Source organism: Rhizobium tibeticum (assembly GCF_900110205.1).
Lineage (GTDB): Bacteria > Pseudomonadota > Alphaproteobacteria > Rhizobiales > Rhizobiaceae > Rhizobium > Rhizobium tibeticum.
The window spans coordinates 39,622-53,291 of the sequence record NZ_FOCV01000028.1 but is presented as its reverse complement, the minus strand read 5'-3'; the positions used below and the strand labels follow the sequence as shown (position 1 = coordinate 53,291).

At 60.9% G+C, this 13,670-nt stretch carries 15 protein-coding genes and 4 pseudogenes; 12 read left to right on the top strand and 7 right to left on the bottom strand.

Features of this window, described 5'->3' with window-relative positions; genetic code table 11:
* Positions 1-151 precede the first annotated feature (151 nt).
* The 3 genes from BSG20_RS25440 to BSG20_RS25430 all read left to right on the top strand — a co-directional run bounded on the left by BSG20_RS25440 (position 152) and on the right by BSG20_RS25430 (position 1,271).
* Entirely contained in the window at positions 152-625 is a 474-nt protein-coding gene (locus BSG20_RS25440; RefSeq protein WP_072379755.1) for an Hsp20 family protein, read from the top strand.
* Between the two features lie 76 nt (positions 626-701).
* Positions 702-1,001 carry a DUF982 domain-containing protein gene (locus BSG20_RS25435; RefSeq protein ID WP_072379753.1) on the top strand — a complete coding sequence of 100 codons (300 nt, stop codon included), beginning with the start codon at positions 702-704 and terminating at the stop codon, positions 999-1,001.
* 9 nt (positions 1,002-1,010) lie between these two features.
* A complete protein-coding gene (locus BSG20_RS25430) occupies positions 1,011-1,271 on the top strand; it encodes a hypothetical protein (protein WP_072379751.1) in 261 nt (86 codons plus the stop codon).
* Positions 1,272-1,283: 12 nt separating this feature from the next.
* Here BSG20_RS25430 and ligD read toward each other — a convergent pair.
* A pseudogene (gene ligD / locus BSG20_RS25425) lies at positions 1,284-1,783 on the bottom strand (non-homologous end-joining DNA ligase LigD); the annotation flags it as partial.
* Between the two features lie 98 nt (positions 1,784-1,881).
* Between ligD and BSG20_RS25420 the strand changes: the two are divergent.
* Positions 1,882-2,223 (top strand): tRNA-binding protein, encoded by a 342-nt coding sequence (locus BSG20_RS25420; protein ID WP_072379749.1) that lies wholly within the window; start codon positions 1,882-1,884, stop codon positions 2,221-2,223.
* A 71-nt stretch (positions 2,224-2,294) separates the two neighbouring features.
* Here BSG20_RS25420 and BSG20_RS25415 read toward each other — a convergent pair whose 3' ends face one another.
* The gene (locus BSG20_RS25415) at positions 2,295-3,194 is read right to left on the bottom strand and encodes a LysR family transcriptional regulator (protein WP_072379747.1); all 900 of its coding nucleotides are present in this window, start codon (positions 3,192-3,194) and stop codon (positions 2,295-2,297) included.
* A gap of 144 nt (positions 3,195-3,338) precedes the next feature.
* Between BSG20_RS25415 and BSG20_RS25410 the strand changes: the two are divergent.
* Positions 3,339-3,533, top strand: a pseudogene (locus BSG20_RS25410) (SDR family oxidoreductase); the annotation flags it as partial.
* Here the strand turns inward: BSG20_RS25410 and BSG20_RS25405 are convergent.
* The 3 genes from BSG20_RS25405 to BSG20_RS25395 form a co-directional block, all read right to left on the bottom strand.
* Positions 3,455-4,057 (bottom strand): NAD(P)H-binding protein, encoded by a 603-nt coding sequence (locus tag BSG20_RS25405; RefSeq protein ID WP_083539993.1) that lies wholly within the window; start codon positions 4,055-4,057, stop codon positions 3,455-3,457. The pseudogene BSG20_RS25410 and the gene BSG20_RS25405 sit on opposite strands and share 79 nt — an antisense overlap.
* A gap of 22 nt (positions 4,058-4,079) precedes the next feature.
* The gene (locus tag BSG20_RS38475) at positions 4,080-4,214 is read right to left on the bottom strand and encodes a VOC family protein (RefSeq protein ID WP_280142212.1); all 135 of its coding nucleotides are present in this window, start codon (positions 4,212-4,214) and stop codon (positions 4,080-4,082) included.
* Between the two features lie 445 nt (positions 4,215-4,659).
* Positions 4,660-4,986, bottom strand: a complete 327-nt coding sequence (locus BSG20_RS25395; RefSeq protein WP_072379743.1) for a winged helix-turn-helix transcriptional regulator — start codon at positions 4,984-4,986, stop codon at positions 4,660-4,662.
* 126 nt (positions 4,987-5,112) lie between these two features.
* Between BSG20_RS25395 and BSG20_RS25390 the strand changes: the two genes are divergently transcribed.
* Positions 5,113-6,102 (top strand): NADPH:quinone reductase, encoded by a 990-nt coding sequence (locus BSG20_RS25390; RefSeq protein ID WP_072379798.1) that lies wholly within the window; start codon positions 5,113-5,115, stop codon positions 6,100-6,102.
* A gap of 152 nt (positions 6,103-6,254) precedes the next feature.
* Positions 6,255-8,111 (top strand): annotated as a pseudogene (locus tag BSG20_RS25385) (helix-hairpin-helix domain-containing protein); the annotation flags it as partial.
* Positions 8,112-8,118: 7 nt separating this feature from the next.
* Here BSG20_RS25385 and BSG20_RS25380 read toward each other — a convergent pair.
* Positions 8,119-8,496, bottom strand: coding sequence for a helix-turn-helix domain-containing protein (locus tag BSG20_RS25380; protein WP_244541426.1), 378 nt, complete (start codon positions 8,494-8,496; stop codon positions 8,119-8,121).
* Between the two features lie 196 nt (positions 8,497-8,692).
* On the opposite strand from BSG20_RS25380, the gene BSG20_RS25375 reads away from it, so the two are divergent.
* Positions 8,693-8,977, top strand: a complete 285-nt coding sequence (locus tag BSG20_RS25375; protein WP_072379739.1) for an integration host factor subunit beta — start codon at positions 8,693-8,695, stop codon at positions 8,975-8,977.
* A 13-nt stretch (positions 8,978-8,990) separates the two neighbouring features.
* Here the strand turns inward: BSG20_RS25375 and BSG20_RS25370 are convergent, their stop codons facing one another.
* The gene (locus tag BSG20_RS25370; protein ID WP_244541420.1) at positions 8,991-9,296 is read right to left on the bottom strand and encodes a hypothetical protein; all 306 of its coding nucleotides are present in this window, start codon (positions 9,294-9,296) and stop codon (positions 8,991-8,993) included.
* A gap of 555 nt (positions 9,297-9,851) precedes the next feature.
* Here BSG20_RS25370 and BSG20_RS38470 point away from each other — a divergent pair.
* The 4 genes and pseudogenes from BSG20_RS38470 (at position 9,852) to BSG20_RS25355 (ending at position 13,557) form a co-directional block, all read left to right on the top strand.
* The gene (locus BSG20_RS38470) at positions 9,852-9,980 is read left to right on the top strand and encodes a hypothetical protein (protein WP_280142211.1); all 129 of its coding nucleotides are present in this window, start codon (positions 9,852-9,854) and stop codon (positions 9,978-9,980) included.
* Positions 9,981-10,080: 100 nt separating this feature from the next.
* A pseudogene (locus BSG20_RS25365) lies at positions 10,081-12,210 on the top strand (ParB/RepB/Spo0J family partition protein).
* A 69-nt stretch (positions 12,211-12,279) separates the two neighbouring features.
* Entirely contained in the window at positions 12,280-12,936 is a 657-nt protein-coding gene (locus tag BSG20_RS25360; protein WP_072379736.1) for a hypothetical protein, read from the top strand.
* A 201-nt stretch (positions 12,937-13,137) separates the two neighbouring features.
* The gene (locus BSG20_RS25355) at positions 13,138-13,557 is read left to right on the top strand and encodes an antirestriction protein (protein ID WP_072379734.1); all 420 of its coding nucleotides are present in this window, start codon (positions 13,138-13,140) and stop codon (positions 13,555-13,557) included.
* Positions 13,558-13,670 lie beyond the last annotated feature (113 nt).

Below are 13,670 nucleotides of genomic sequence, written 5' to 3'. Positions count from 1 at the left end.
AGGGCCCGAATTTTTTCGGGCTGCGCTCTTGAATCCGAAATTCTCAAAAACCAAATCGATTGACGTCAGCCGCTGATAACAGGGCTGGCCTTGCTGGAGGCACCGTCTTCGGCGCTTCCGTACCCCATGTTGCTTCAAGGAGGATATGGCTATGGCAACATCTTACGACTACGCACCTCTCTTCCGGTCCAGCGTCGGGTTCGACCGGGTCTTCAATCTTCTCGAGAACGCCCAGCGCGCCCGCTCGATCAGCGACTGGCCGCCCTATGACATCGTCAAGACCGATGATGACAGCTATCGGATTTCGATTGCGGTGGCAGGCTTTGCCCAGGACGATCTCGACATCACGTTCCAATCCAATCTTCTGACCGTGACCGGCAAGAAGCAGGAAGTGGCCGCGGATGGCTACCTGCATCGCGGCATTGCCGGCCGGCCGTTCGAACACCGGTTCGAGCTTGCCGACCATGTCAGGGTGAACGGGGCGGATCTGAGCAACGGTCTCCTGTCGATCGATCTCGTTCGCGAGATCCCCGAGGCACTGAAGCCGCGCAAAATCTCGATCCAGAGCGAGCCCGCTTTGACGTCGGTTGATCGAGTGCAGATCGAGGCGCAGAAGGCGGCCTAATCTACATTGTCCGCTCAACAACAAGGGCGCCGTGGCGACGGCGCCCATCAACATCCGGGTTGGGAAGGAGAGAGCGATGAAACCCGATATGTTCAGACAGCCTGTTTCCATTCTTGTCGGCCTCGGCTTTCCGGCAGAGGTTTGCAGCGTGATGGACGCTTACCGACATCTCGTCGAATGGCCGGCTTCAATGCGAGACACCGCACACACGGTCGCGCTCAAGGCATGCAGTGCGGCGTTGCGCGGTGAGATCGAAGCAGAGACCGCGCGGGGACTGTTTGCCGCCTTCGCCGACAAACATGATCTGCTTGCACCGGACACCAACACCATCGCCGCGTCTCGCCTGCGAAGCGACAGGGATCCGCACGTTCGTTGAGGTAGACCGATGATGGACATCATGCTGCAGCAGGCGGTCGACAATGTGATGCTGGTTCAGGGCATGCAGCTTCGGCGACCAATCGATGTTGTGAGCGCTCCTGCTCTTTCCATCGACGACAAGCGGGCGATCCTCGCGGCCTGGGCGTCGGACTTTTACGCTGTCGATTCAAAACCGGCCCTCCGTCAGGTGCCGGGAACACCAGAGCCAGTTTCTATCGATGAAGTGCAGTCTGCCCTGAAAGAACTCGATCGGCGCTATGGTATCTGACGGATCGTGCGTTCAGGCGGCCTGCTTCATTGCCTTGGCAAGCCGCTTGATCGCCTGTTCGAGCGGTCGCTGCCCGTCGCAATAGTCCTGCCAGGCGCTTGTCTTTTCCAGAAGCGCCGGCACGGTTCGGATCGTAAACCGCTTGGGATCGAGATCCGTCTCACCTGGCTCCAGGTCAGCGGCATCGACACCGTGGCGCCGGGACGGGCGCGCGGCGACAGCGGCGCCACCGCCGTCGCCATTCGGTCATTGCGCAGATAATCGAGGAAGATGCGGCCATTGCGCTGGTTCTTCGCCATCTTGATCAGATAGCGCTCCGGATTCGCGCGCGCCATCTGTAGGCAGACATCATGGGCAAAGCCTTTTGCCTCCGGCCAAGCCAGTTTCTTACCCTTCGCCACCGCAAGCGGCGTGACCACATGCAGCCCTTTGCCGCCGGTCGTCTTGCAGAAGCTGACGAGCCCGAGTTCCTCCAGCCGGTCGCGCATCTCGCGGGCGGCTTCGACGACGCTGGTGGAGGTGAGTGTCCTGTCGTGCATCGCGGCACATCGCAGGCATGCGCCCGCCGTGCACGCCACCTGACCAAATAGCGACTTACGGAGTATCCATTATGGCCGACACGATCACGTTCAACGACTTCACCGCCGTCGACATCCGGGCTGGCACGATCATCGACGTCGCCGAATTCCCCCAAGCGCGCAAGCCGGCCTGGAAACTCACGATCGATCTCGGCCCCGAGCTGGGGACGAAACGATCGAGTGCGCAGGTCACCGAGTTGTATGCGCGCGATGCCCTGATCGGTCGCCAGGTGGCGTGCGTGGTAAATCTGGGGCCGAGGCGGATCGGGCCGTTCCTGTCCGAAGTGCTTACACTTGGATTTCCAGACGAAGCGGGCAACGTGGTGTTGGTTACCCCGGAGAGATCTGTGCCGAATGGCGGGCGCCTGTTCTGATCTCGCCGTCTCGATCGACGTTGGCTCCCCCGAAGGAAGTTACGAGGTGCCCTCGTCAGCCCGACACTTCCCTACAGAATCTCCCGTTTCAGGAGTTGCTCAAGCCAATCCGCAAAAACCTGGAGCCTGCGAGAAAGATGCTGACGATGAGGATAGAGCAGCGTCATCGGCATCGGCGCGGCGCGATGTTCGGGCATCACCTCGACGAGTTCCCCCGCATCTAGGTGGCGCGTAACGTCGTAGGCCGGGATCTGGATGAGGCCGAGGCCGGCTAGGCAGCAGGCAATATAGGCTTCGGCGCTGTTGACGCTGACGCGGCCACGAACCGGCATCATCCGCACCTCGCCATCGTCAACCCACTCCCAATCCTCAACGCGGCCGGTCGACGGCGAGGCATAGTTGACGGCGAGATGCGCGCCGAGATCGTCCGGCGCGCCTGGTGTGCCGTATTGGTCGAGATAGCCCGGGCTGGCGACATTGATCAGCGGGAGGTCGCCGATCTTGCGGGCTATGAGACCGGAATCGCTGAGCGGTCCGACCCGCAGCACGCAATCGACGCTCTCCTCGACGAGGTTGACGGCCCGATCGGTGACGCGCAGCTCAATGTCGAGCTGAGGATGACGGGCGAGGAATTCCGGCAAGGCCGGCGCGATGATGAGACGCCCGATCCGGCCCGGCACGTCGATCCTGAGGCTACCGCTCGGCCCGACCGATGTCTGCCGAAACAACCCCTCGGTCTCCTCGACATCGGCGATCAGCCGCAGACAGCGCTCATAGAAGGCGGCGCCGTCCTGGGTCGGGGAGACCTTTCGTGTGGTGCGGTGAAGTAGGCGGGCGCCGACCCGCGCTTCGAGCTCGATCACCGCAGCCGATACCGATGAGCGAGGCATGCCGAGTGTGTCGGCTGCGCGGGTGAAGCTTGCGCATTCGACGACGCGGGTGAAGGTGCGGAAGAGATCGATACGGTCCAAGGGCACTGGCTCTGTTTGATTGGTCGTCGTTTCTGACAGGTGATGTCAGAATGAGCGGCTTTATGACAAAATTATAGACGATATGGTGCGATGCAGGAAGCGGCCGTTCGGGTGGCCGCCGGCAACCGAAGGAGGCCAACGCCAATGACCGATCACAGCATCAAGGGAAAAACCGTTCTGATTGCCGGTGGCGCGAAGAACCTCGGCGGGCTTATCGCGCGCGATCTCGCCGCGCAGGGCGCCAAGGCAATCGCTGTCCATTACAACACAAGCGCCACCAAGCCGACCGCCGACGACACGGCTGCGGATTCGGCGAAGTCAGCACGGGTGGCGGTCGCGAACCGCCCTTCGCCCGCACTGCCGATCACCGCCCCGTGATGAAGCGCCGGGAGCACCGATGCCATGTGGTTCTCCATGTACCACCCATGTCGCAGCAGCACGACCGGAAGGCCAGACGCTTTCAGGAGAGCCTCTGTCCGCAGATGGTCTTCGCTAAGACCAAGGGGCGAGGTGTCGGCATGAAGCAGGCTCGTATAGGCGAACAAACCGACGCCTGCGGCCTTCGCGGCCTCGATGACATTTTGGTGCTGGGAAACGCGGTCACCCTCCATGCTCGACGAGATCAACAATAGCCTGTCGATGCCGGCGAAAGCCGCCAGGAGGGTGTCGGGCCGCGAATAGTCAGCGATGCGGAGTTCGACGCCATGCGCGGCGATCTGCTTCGCGATGTCGTGGTCAAGCGACCGGACGCCCGCAACGATGCTTCTCGCCGGAACTCTCTTGAGAAGTTCTGCGATCACGAGGCGGCCAAGCTCGCCGGTCGAGCCGGTGACAAAGAGTCGGGGCTGGTTGAAGTTCGTCATGTCGTTTTCCTTGGCCGCCAAATCAGGACTTCACGACAGTATGGGCGGTGATCGAGTAGCCGAACGGATCGCGGAACGCGAAATAGCGGCCGAACGGCCCATCCTTCGGCGCGAATTCGACTTCGACGCTCCGCCAGCCGATAAGGTTCTGGATCAACCTTACTGAAGGCAGCGACGCGGATATGTCCTGCCCACACTACATCTTCACCGGAAGCTACAACCTCAATCTTACCGACAGCGCCCGAATGCGGAAGCGGAAGCGTGCCGCGGCCGGCGATGGTCACGCGTTTTGCACCAAATGGTTCGCCATCCATATCGCTCCTCGGCCCAATTAGAATGTTTTAGCTTAGACGTGATGCTCATCTGCGTCGGGCTGGGCCAGCCAGCCCCGCCGATTGCACGCGGTGGCGCGATACTCTGCGCGATGGTTACGCAAGCGCCGCCGACTGCCGCATGGCGACCAACAGCATTTTCAATAACACGCAGGTCTACCTAAGGGCACGAAGCGTCCATTTGTTGCCGCGAACAGACACAACAGCTTGGCCCGAAAACGGCCATCGGCCGCGAGCTACACCACTCCCGTGGACACGATCGGGCATCGACTACAGCTGTTGCTCCGCGTACATTTCGCCCCATCGTTTCATCGCCTCCAGGACGGGCGTAAGCGTCCTGCCCCGCTCTGTCAGTGAGTATTCGACCCGTGGAGGCACCTCCGCGAACACTTCGCGGCGGATCACGCCATGTTCCTCCAACTGCCGGAGTTGGAGCGTGAGAGAACGTTGCGTCACCCCGCCGATCAGGCGCCGCAATTCACCGAACCGCTTTGTGCCGTCGAGCAGATAGTGAAGGATCAGCGGCTTCCATTTGCCGCCGGCAACTTCGACGGTGATCTCAACGGCACAGCGAAACGGCTTTGAATCTGATGTCATAGGGCCATTAGTATACCTTTTAGCCCTATATATCAAATCGGTGCCTTCTTGCGAAAACACATCCATGTGCGGATTTACTGCTCTGTAACGCCCGCTTTGTGGCGTCCTCGTACAGCAGGAATGATCATGCGTGCCATTCATTATGACCGCCAGGGTGCGGCGGACGATGTCCTGATCCTCGGCGATCTCCCAACGCCCGCGCCTCAGGCGGGAGAAGTTCTCGTTCGCGTACACATGTCGGGCATCAATCCGACCGACGTGAAGGCGCGGACCGGCTTTTCGTCCGCTATGCCCTATGAGCGCGTCATTCCCCACCAGGACGGCGCTGGGGTGATCGAAGCTGTGGGCAGGGGTGTCCCGGCAACGAGGATCGGCGAGCGTGTGTGGATCTTCGAGGCGCAGTCCGGTCGCGCCGCGGGAACCGCGGCCGATTACGTCGTCGTGCCCTGCGCGAATGCGGTGCAGCTGCCCGCCAACACGTCTTATGAGATCGGCGCATCCCTTGGCATCCCGGGGTTGACCGCCCATCGCTGCCTCTTTGCCGACGGAGACCTCAAGGGTCGGTGGGTTCTGGTTCATGGCGGCGCCGGGGTGGTCGGATCGGCCGCGATCCATCTTGCCAAATGGGCGGGAGCGCTGGTTGCGACGACGGTCCTCGAACCGCAGCATGAGGCAATCGCACGCGGAGCCGGAGCCGATTTGGTCCTCAACCTGCGCGGCGACGACGTCGCGGCCAGGATACGGGAAGCGACTGCAGGCAAAGGCGTCGATCGCATCGTCGACGTCAATCTCGTCGCGAACCTCGACCTCGATCTCGCCTGCCTGGCGAACGGCGGGGTCATCAGTTCCTATGCAATGCGTGACGCGACGGATGAAAGGTCGATCCCGCTGCTGCGCGCGATGATCGCCGGTGCCGTCTTCCGGTTCGTCTATATCTACACGGTGCCCTTGTCGGCCAAGCAGGCCGCTATCGTCGACCTCACCGCAAGCCTCGAAGCAGAAGCCTACAAGCCCGCGATCGGTCTGATCGTACCGCTGCACCGCACGGCAGACGCGCATATCGCTCTCGAACAGGGGGCTGTGACCGGGAAAGTGCTTGTTCGGGTAGTCGACTGATCAGGCGGCGAGGCCGCTCCGCCTGATCGCCGAACAGCGGTCAGTCGACTAAACACCAGACCCGGTCGCTCGGGGAACGGGCAAGCGCTGGTAGCCGCGCCGTGCGGCATTAGAGGGCTATAGCGTAGACGTAGTGCTCATCTTCGTCGGGCGTGGCCCAGCAGCTGATCGGTACGCCGCGACATCATTCGCAGCATCCCGGCGGGTTTGTGCTCACCCAGGACAGGTTGGACGAACTGGTGCCGATTGAACCGGCCGCAATGGAAGATCGACAGATCATCGAATGGGACAAAGACGATATCGACATCCTCAAATTCATGAAGATGGACGTCTTGGGTCTGGGCATGCTCTCCTGCATGAAGCGCGGCTTCGATCTTCTCGAAGAGCACAAAGGGATCAAGAAGGACCTCGCAACCATTCCGCCCGAGGATCCGCGCACCTATGCGATGATCAGGCGTGCCGATACGCTCGGGACGTTCCAGATCGAGAGCCGGGCACAGATGTCTATGTTGCCGCGGATCAAGCCGAGGACCTTCTACGATCTGGTCATCGAGGTGGCGATTGTTCGCCCCGGTCCGATCCAGGGTGACATGGTCCATCCTTATCTGAGACGCCGCGAAGGCAAGGAAAAGGTGCACTATCCGAAGCCGGAATTGGAGAAGGTTCTGGGAAAGACCCTTGGCGTGCCCTTGTTTCAGGAACAGGCGATGCGTGTTGCGATCGAATGTGCCGGTTTTACCGCCGGCGAAGCCGATCAGCTCCGTCGAGCCATGGCGACCTTTAAGCACACCGGCGGTGTCTCAAAATTCGGAGAGAAGCTGATCAATGGCATGATCGCCAATGGTTACGAACGCGATTTCGCCGAAAAGACCTTCAGCCAGTTGGAGGGCTTCGGAAGTTACGGTTTCCCGGAAAGTCACGCTGCCTCCTTTGCGCTCATCGCCTATGCCTCCTCCTGGCTGAAATGCTGGCATCCCGACGTGTTCTGCGCAGCGCTGCTCAATGCTCAGCCGATGGGTTTTTACGCGCCCGCCCAGATCGTCCGGGATGCCCGGCAGCATGGCGTCGAGATCCGCCCCGTCTGCATCAACGCCTCGCGCTGGGACTGTACGCTGGAGCCGACCGATGACGGCCGTTTTGCCGTGCGCCTGGGGTTTCGGATGGTCAAGGGGTTGGCCAACAAGCATGGGGCGGCGATTGTCGCGGCTCGCGAAGATCAGCCATTCCAGTCGATCGACGATCTCTGGCGCCGGGCCAGCGTGCCGTCGGCATCGCTGGTCCAATTAGCGGAAGCGGATGCCTTCCAGCCATCATTGAAAATGGCACGACGCGAAGCCCTCTGGGCGATCGAAGGCCTGCGCGACGAACCGTTACCCCTGTTTGCCGCTGCCGCCGCCCGCGAGCAGACTGTCATTCCCGAGGCGCTCGAGCCCGTGGTCGCGCTGAAGCCAATGACATCAGGTGGTGAAGTCGTCGAGGACTATAGCCATGTTGGCCTGACCTTGCGCGCTCATCCGCTGAGCTTTCTGCGCGACGATCTCAAAAAGAGGCGCATCGTCACCTGCGAGGATGCCATGAACGCCCGCGATGGCAAATGGCTGGAGGCCGCCGGTCTCGTTCTGGTCCGTCAGCGGCCAGGCTCGGCTAAGGGCGTCATGTTCATCACCATCGAGGACGAAACCGGCCATGCCAATCTCGTCGTCTGGGTGAAGATCTTCGAGAAATACCGGCGTGTCGTGCTTGGCGCCGGGATGATCGGCGTCTATGGCAAGATCCAGCGCGAAGGCGAGGTGGTGCATCTCGTTGCCCACCGGCTGACCGACCTTTCCGGCGAGCTCGCCAGCGTCGGATCGCGGGAAGGGGCCTTTCCGCTGCCGCACGGGCGCGGTGACGAGTTTCACCATGGTTCGCCGACGCTCGATCCGCGTGGGCTTCCGAAAGTCCGCGATATCGTTGATCCCTATGGCCACATTGATCATATCAAGGTCAAGACGCGGGATTTCAGATGAGTTCGACTTATGTTGGTGCAGTCGCTGGACCCTCAAAGGCGTCCTGATCGGCTGCGGTGCTCCCTAGGACTTTGACCAGACCCACGATCTTTCGCCTGACATCCGGATCTTGAATGCGCACGAAAGATCTGTTGAGAGAAAGACCTTCTGCAGTGGAAATGAAATCGGTGATTTCTCGGCCATGCATATTCTCTGTATCGGTGCCGATCGTCTCTTGACCCTCAAAGAAAAACGAAACCGACGTCTGGAGGAACTCTGCAATCGCCTGGAGACGGCTTGCTCCGACCCGGTTGGTGCCTTTCTCGTATTTCTGCACCTGCTGAAACGTAATGCCCAAGGAGTCGGCCAGTGTCGTCTGACTAAGGCCGAGCAGCCCTCGACGCATGCGGATGCGTCTACCAACTTCGACATCGATGGGATTTGGTTTCTTGGAAGGGATCTCCAATGAGGCGCTCCTTTGTGTGGTTGCCGAGCGGGGCACGTTATCGACCTATGTTCATGATGCAAGCGCCGATAGGATCACAAGACCGCCTGTTCGCCGCGGGTCTTCCCAATGACCTAGAATTCGGTAAGAGGACCCGATGATCAGATCAGAACTTATTCATATCGTCACGCTTCGAAACCCGCACCTCTATCAGCAGGACGTCGAGAAGATCGTGGGAGCTATTCTCGATGATATCGCCAATGCTTTAGCAGAGGGCGATCGCGTCGAACTGCGGGGTTTTGGAGTATTTTCGGTCAGACACAGACAGTCGCGTTCCGGTCGAAATCCGAGCAATGGAGCAGCAGTCTTCGTTGAGGAAAAGTGGGCGCCGTTCTTTCGTGCCAGCAAAGAGATGCATGAGCGTCTGAACCCGAAAAAATGACGGCGCGGCTCATCTACGTCTTCGAGCCAAATGTCTCGACGATTTCACAGCGTGCGACAACGCGTCCGGGACCATGATTTAGCAATGCAATGACGGCGGCCTGATCCAATGGGATCGTCTCCATCTTCTCGATCACCGTCGTCGCCCATCCCATCTCAGGGTCAGCCGCAACGTCGTCGCGCATGGCAATCACCGCGCTGCGAGCCTCCTCAAGACTTTCAAAGAAAATATCCGAAATGCCCGTTGGCTTCCACCTTTCCTCCTGTGGGATGCCGGCAACCGAGTAGGTGTAGAAAGTATAATAGGGTGGGTTTTTCAACGATTTCTCCTCAAGCATTGCTGGCGGTCCGCCCCCGCCGTTCAATACTCATTGACCCCCGGCCGCGGGGAGTTCGAAACCGTGTATCCACAGCCCTGTAGCCTTTAGTTCGCGAGAACCTGGACATACGCCACAGGCTCCCCGACGCTGAAGGTCAAGGAGGGAGCCTTTTAGGTAGGCCCAACCATTAGATACAGGGGTTTCGACGCCCCAGAGCAGCGCGTACCGCTCCAAGGACAGGTTACGACATCCCATTGAAATTGTCCTCAATTTTCTGCTGCGCATCGTGTCAACGGAAGCATTGGCCCTAAGCGGGACGGGTGGCGGCATAGGAAGAGGAGGGAGGGCCGACGGCGGCGAGTTAAGAGGCTGGAGGGAGTTTTCGGTCGGCTGGCCGAGGAGAAGGCTTTGCACCCCGGCGGACATGCCGTCGAGCAAATAGCCTTAACGGCGAAATATGGCCGCGAGCCGTTCGCCGATGTCTGAGTCGTCGGAGGAGCCGTCTACCTCGACGCGATGAGCCATCTCGTGGAGCCGTTCCGTGAGGAGGGCGTTGTGACGGGAAGCGCGCCTGCAACGGAGATCTGCGGGCCGTTCGGCATCATGCGAAAGCAGATGGCCCCGTGGCTGAACGGGCCTCTCTCTGCGGCCGGCGATGAGGCGGATGCCGGCGGGAAGCGGTGATGGCGGCGGATGAGGTTGGAGGGAGAGGGGGGAAGGGGTGTTCGTGGCGGGTTGAGGTTGTCGGAGAGAGGCTCCGGCCAGCCCGCTACGGAGAAACGACATGGCACAGGCCATTCAGAAAATCACGCTCAATGCGGGACGTGACATCCCCTTTAACAAGCTCGTTCTCAGCCAGCAGAACGTCCGCAAGACGAAAGCGGGCGTGTCGATCGAGGAACTTGCTCAGGATATCGCGCATCGTGGATTGCTGACCAGCCTCAATGTCCGCGCCGAAGTCGATGGCGACGGTAACGAGACGGGCATCTATCGGATCCCGGCGGGTGGACGTCGTTACCGCGCGCTAGAGCTGCTGGTCAACCAGAAGAAGCTGTGTAAGACGGCAGCCATTCCCTGCATCGTCAGCAAGGGTGACACCCTCGAAGTCGAGGATTCTCTCGCCGAAAACGTCAAGCGCCTCGATCTCCATCCACTGGACGAGTTCCGGGCCATCATGACGCTGCGCGAGCAGGGGCTCGACGAGGAGGACATCGCCGCCCGCTTCCATATGTCGGTCGCAACGGTGAAGCAGCGCCTGCGGCTGGCGTCGGTCTCGCCCCGGCTGCTCGAACTCTATTCCAATGACGAGATGAAACTCGGCCAGGTGATGGCGTTCTCGATCACCAACGATCATGTCCGTCAGGAACAGGTGTGGGACACGATCTCGCGGTCGCATAATCAGGACGCCTACTACATCCGCCGGATGCTGACCGAAACCGCGGTCCGGGCCTCCGATCGTCGCGCCGTCTATGTCGGCATCGAGGTCTATGAAGCAGCCGGCGGTGTCGTGATGCGTGACCTGTTCGAGCAGGACAACGGCGGATGGCTGCAGGATCCGGCGCTCCTGGAGCAACTGGTGCTGGAGAGGCTGACTGCGGACACGGAAGTCCTCAGGGATCAGGAAGGCTGGAAGTGGGTCGAGGCCGCATTTGACTTCCCTTACGGCCACACGTCCGGTCTTCGCCGCTTCTACGGCGACCGGGCCGAATTCACCGATGAGGAACTTGCGCGGCATGATGCGCTGAAGACCGAATACGACAAGCTCGACGCGGAATACGCTGAGGCGGACGAGCAGTCCGACGAGATCGAAGCGCGCCTCGATGAGCTGGGCAACGAGCTGGATGCCCTCAACGACCGACCCTACGTCTTTGACCCGGAAGAGGTCGCTCGCGGCGGCGCCTTCGTCTCGCTTGCCGCCAATGGCGAACTGAAAATCGAACGCGGTTTCGTGCGGCCCGAGGACGAGCTGGTCGCCGAGCCGGAAGGTGGTGACGTCCAAGGTAGCCACGGCGATAGTGACGACGCCGACTTCGCCACTTCTTCGAATGGCGGCATCTCGGTCAACGGGAAACCTGTCGGTGTCGAAGAACCGGAGGAAGACGACGGCAAGGTTCGTCCGCTTTCCGATCGAGTCATCGAGGATCTGACGGCGGCCCGCACCGTTGCACTCCGCAATGCGCTGGCGAACGATCCGGTGATGGCCTTCATCGCCGCCTTGCATGTCGTGGTCCTGAAGATCTTCTATCGATATGGCAGCGACTCATGCCTGGAGATCACCCTCCAGCACACCGCCTTCAGCCAGACGCAGGGGCTCGGCGACACGGTCTGGGCAAAGGAGATCGAGGAGCGGCAGGAATCCTGGGGCTATGATCTCCCCGGCAATGCCGACGAGGTCTGGGACTACCTGATCGCGCTCGACCAGGATAGCCGCATGGCTCTCTTTGCCCATTGCGTCTCGCTGTCGGTGAACGCAACCGTGCAGGCATGGAACAGGCGGGCCAAGGAAAACGCCCACGCCACGCAGCTCGCTCGGCTTCGGCATGGTCGCAGCCGGCTGGGCGCCGACGGTCGATAATTATCTCGGCCGCGTGACCAAGGCGCATATCCTGCAGGCGGTCCGCGAGGCGAGGGCGAGCAGTCCGCGCAACTGATCGATCACCTGAAAAAGCCCGATATGGCGCGCGAAGCCGCCCGGTTGCTGGAAGGCAGCGGATGGCTTCCCGAAGTGCTGCGGCTCCCGCTCGATCAGATCCCGACGGAGGCCGAGGTCAGTGCCGTCGTATCGGATGCTGTCGTCGAGGACGATGCCGCCGACATCGATCTGCCATCCTTCCTGACGGAAGATCAGGAAGCCCCAGACGCGGCCACCGGCTCGATCGATGGCGACGGCGAACATCTCGAAGCCGCCGAATAACCACTCCAATACGCACACTCACGAAAGCCCGGCCACCGCGCCGGGCTTCTCTGTTTTCAGGAGAGCGTCATGCCTGCCTATACGATTGAAACGACCTACACACTGCCGGTATTCCGGCATGGGACCTATGTTGCCGACACGCCAGAAGATGCCTGCAAGGCGGCGCTGGGCGACGACAACTGGGAATCCCTGAAGAAGGACTACGATTCCTCGGGCGAAATCCATGTGACGGGCATCTGGGAAGGTGAGAACACCGCCCATGCAGGATCGCCAATCACGATACCTTCGCAGTTTGATGAATCCGTTCAGCGCCGCGCCCACCACTTCGAAATTCTGCTCGGCTTGCTGAAGATCCTGTTCCACGAGGTCCAGGCGGCGCGACCTCCATCAGTCGGTTGGTTGGCCAAATCGGCCTGGGCGATAGCGCGGGGCGAGGCCATTCTCGCTTATGCGCCCGACCCCGCCGAGCCGGCCGACGCGCCGAAGCCGGGCCATGTCCTCGTACGTCTGCAGGAGGAGCGGGTCCGCGGCGCGATAGCTGCGGTCCTCGATGTTGATCCGAGTTTCAAGGGGCTGTCGCCGGATGCGGTAAGCGACGAGGAGATCCGATCGGCTTGTGAATCCATAGTAGCAACGATCGATCTCTCCGATGCTGTGAGCAATGCCGAGTTTCGCGCGGCAATGGCTGCCGTCCGAGCGACCCAACTTCGCCTCCATCCAGATTAGGCGTTGCTGGACCGCTTCGCCTCTTCAATGCGGTCCATCCACGCACTCTGGCGCCGCTCTTTCTTACGACCAAGACCGACCGTTGCGGTCGGTTTTGCGGCGACCGTGAGAGAGGAGAGTGGGGCCGGGAAGAGGGGCGAGGCCGGACCGTGGAGAGAGGGCGTCCGGCTGGAACCCTGTTGCCTCTCTGGAGAAAGATCGATGCCGATATCTGAAGTCACACCCCAAACTGCTTCCATCGTCCCCGACGAGCGCCGCCTGGATTTCCTTCCAATCCTCTTTGGGCGCCCGCTCCTGATCATTGGCGAGAACGCGGTCTACGGCCTCATGGAGCGGCTCAGCCCCCTCGACGGCGGCGGATTCTGGGATTTCTACGAGCACGAGGGCAAACCTCTGTTTCTTGCTCCGACGTCCAAATCGCGTTTCAGGATCACCGGCGAGATCACCGGCTTTCAGGGGGAAGTCTCGGCGGAAGCTGCCGGGATTATCGCCACGCTGTTTGCCTTCTCGCATCTCTCCTTCCTGCATCAATCCGAGCGTCTCTCCGAAGGCTACGGCCGCCTCTACGCCTATTCTGCTGACCACCCCGAAGCCGCGGAGATCTTTCAGGCGATTGATTGACCAGTCGCCGTGCGTTGCCCTCGGGCGGCGCGCTTGTCTGTCTTGACCGTATGCCTCTCAGCCAGGTCTTGCGGCCGCAATTCATCGTTCATCTCACCAGCCCGGTTGTCGCA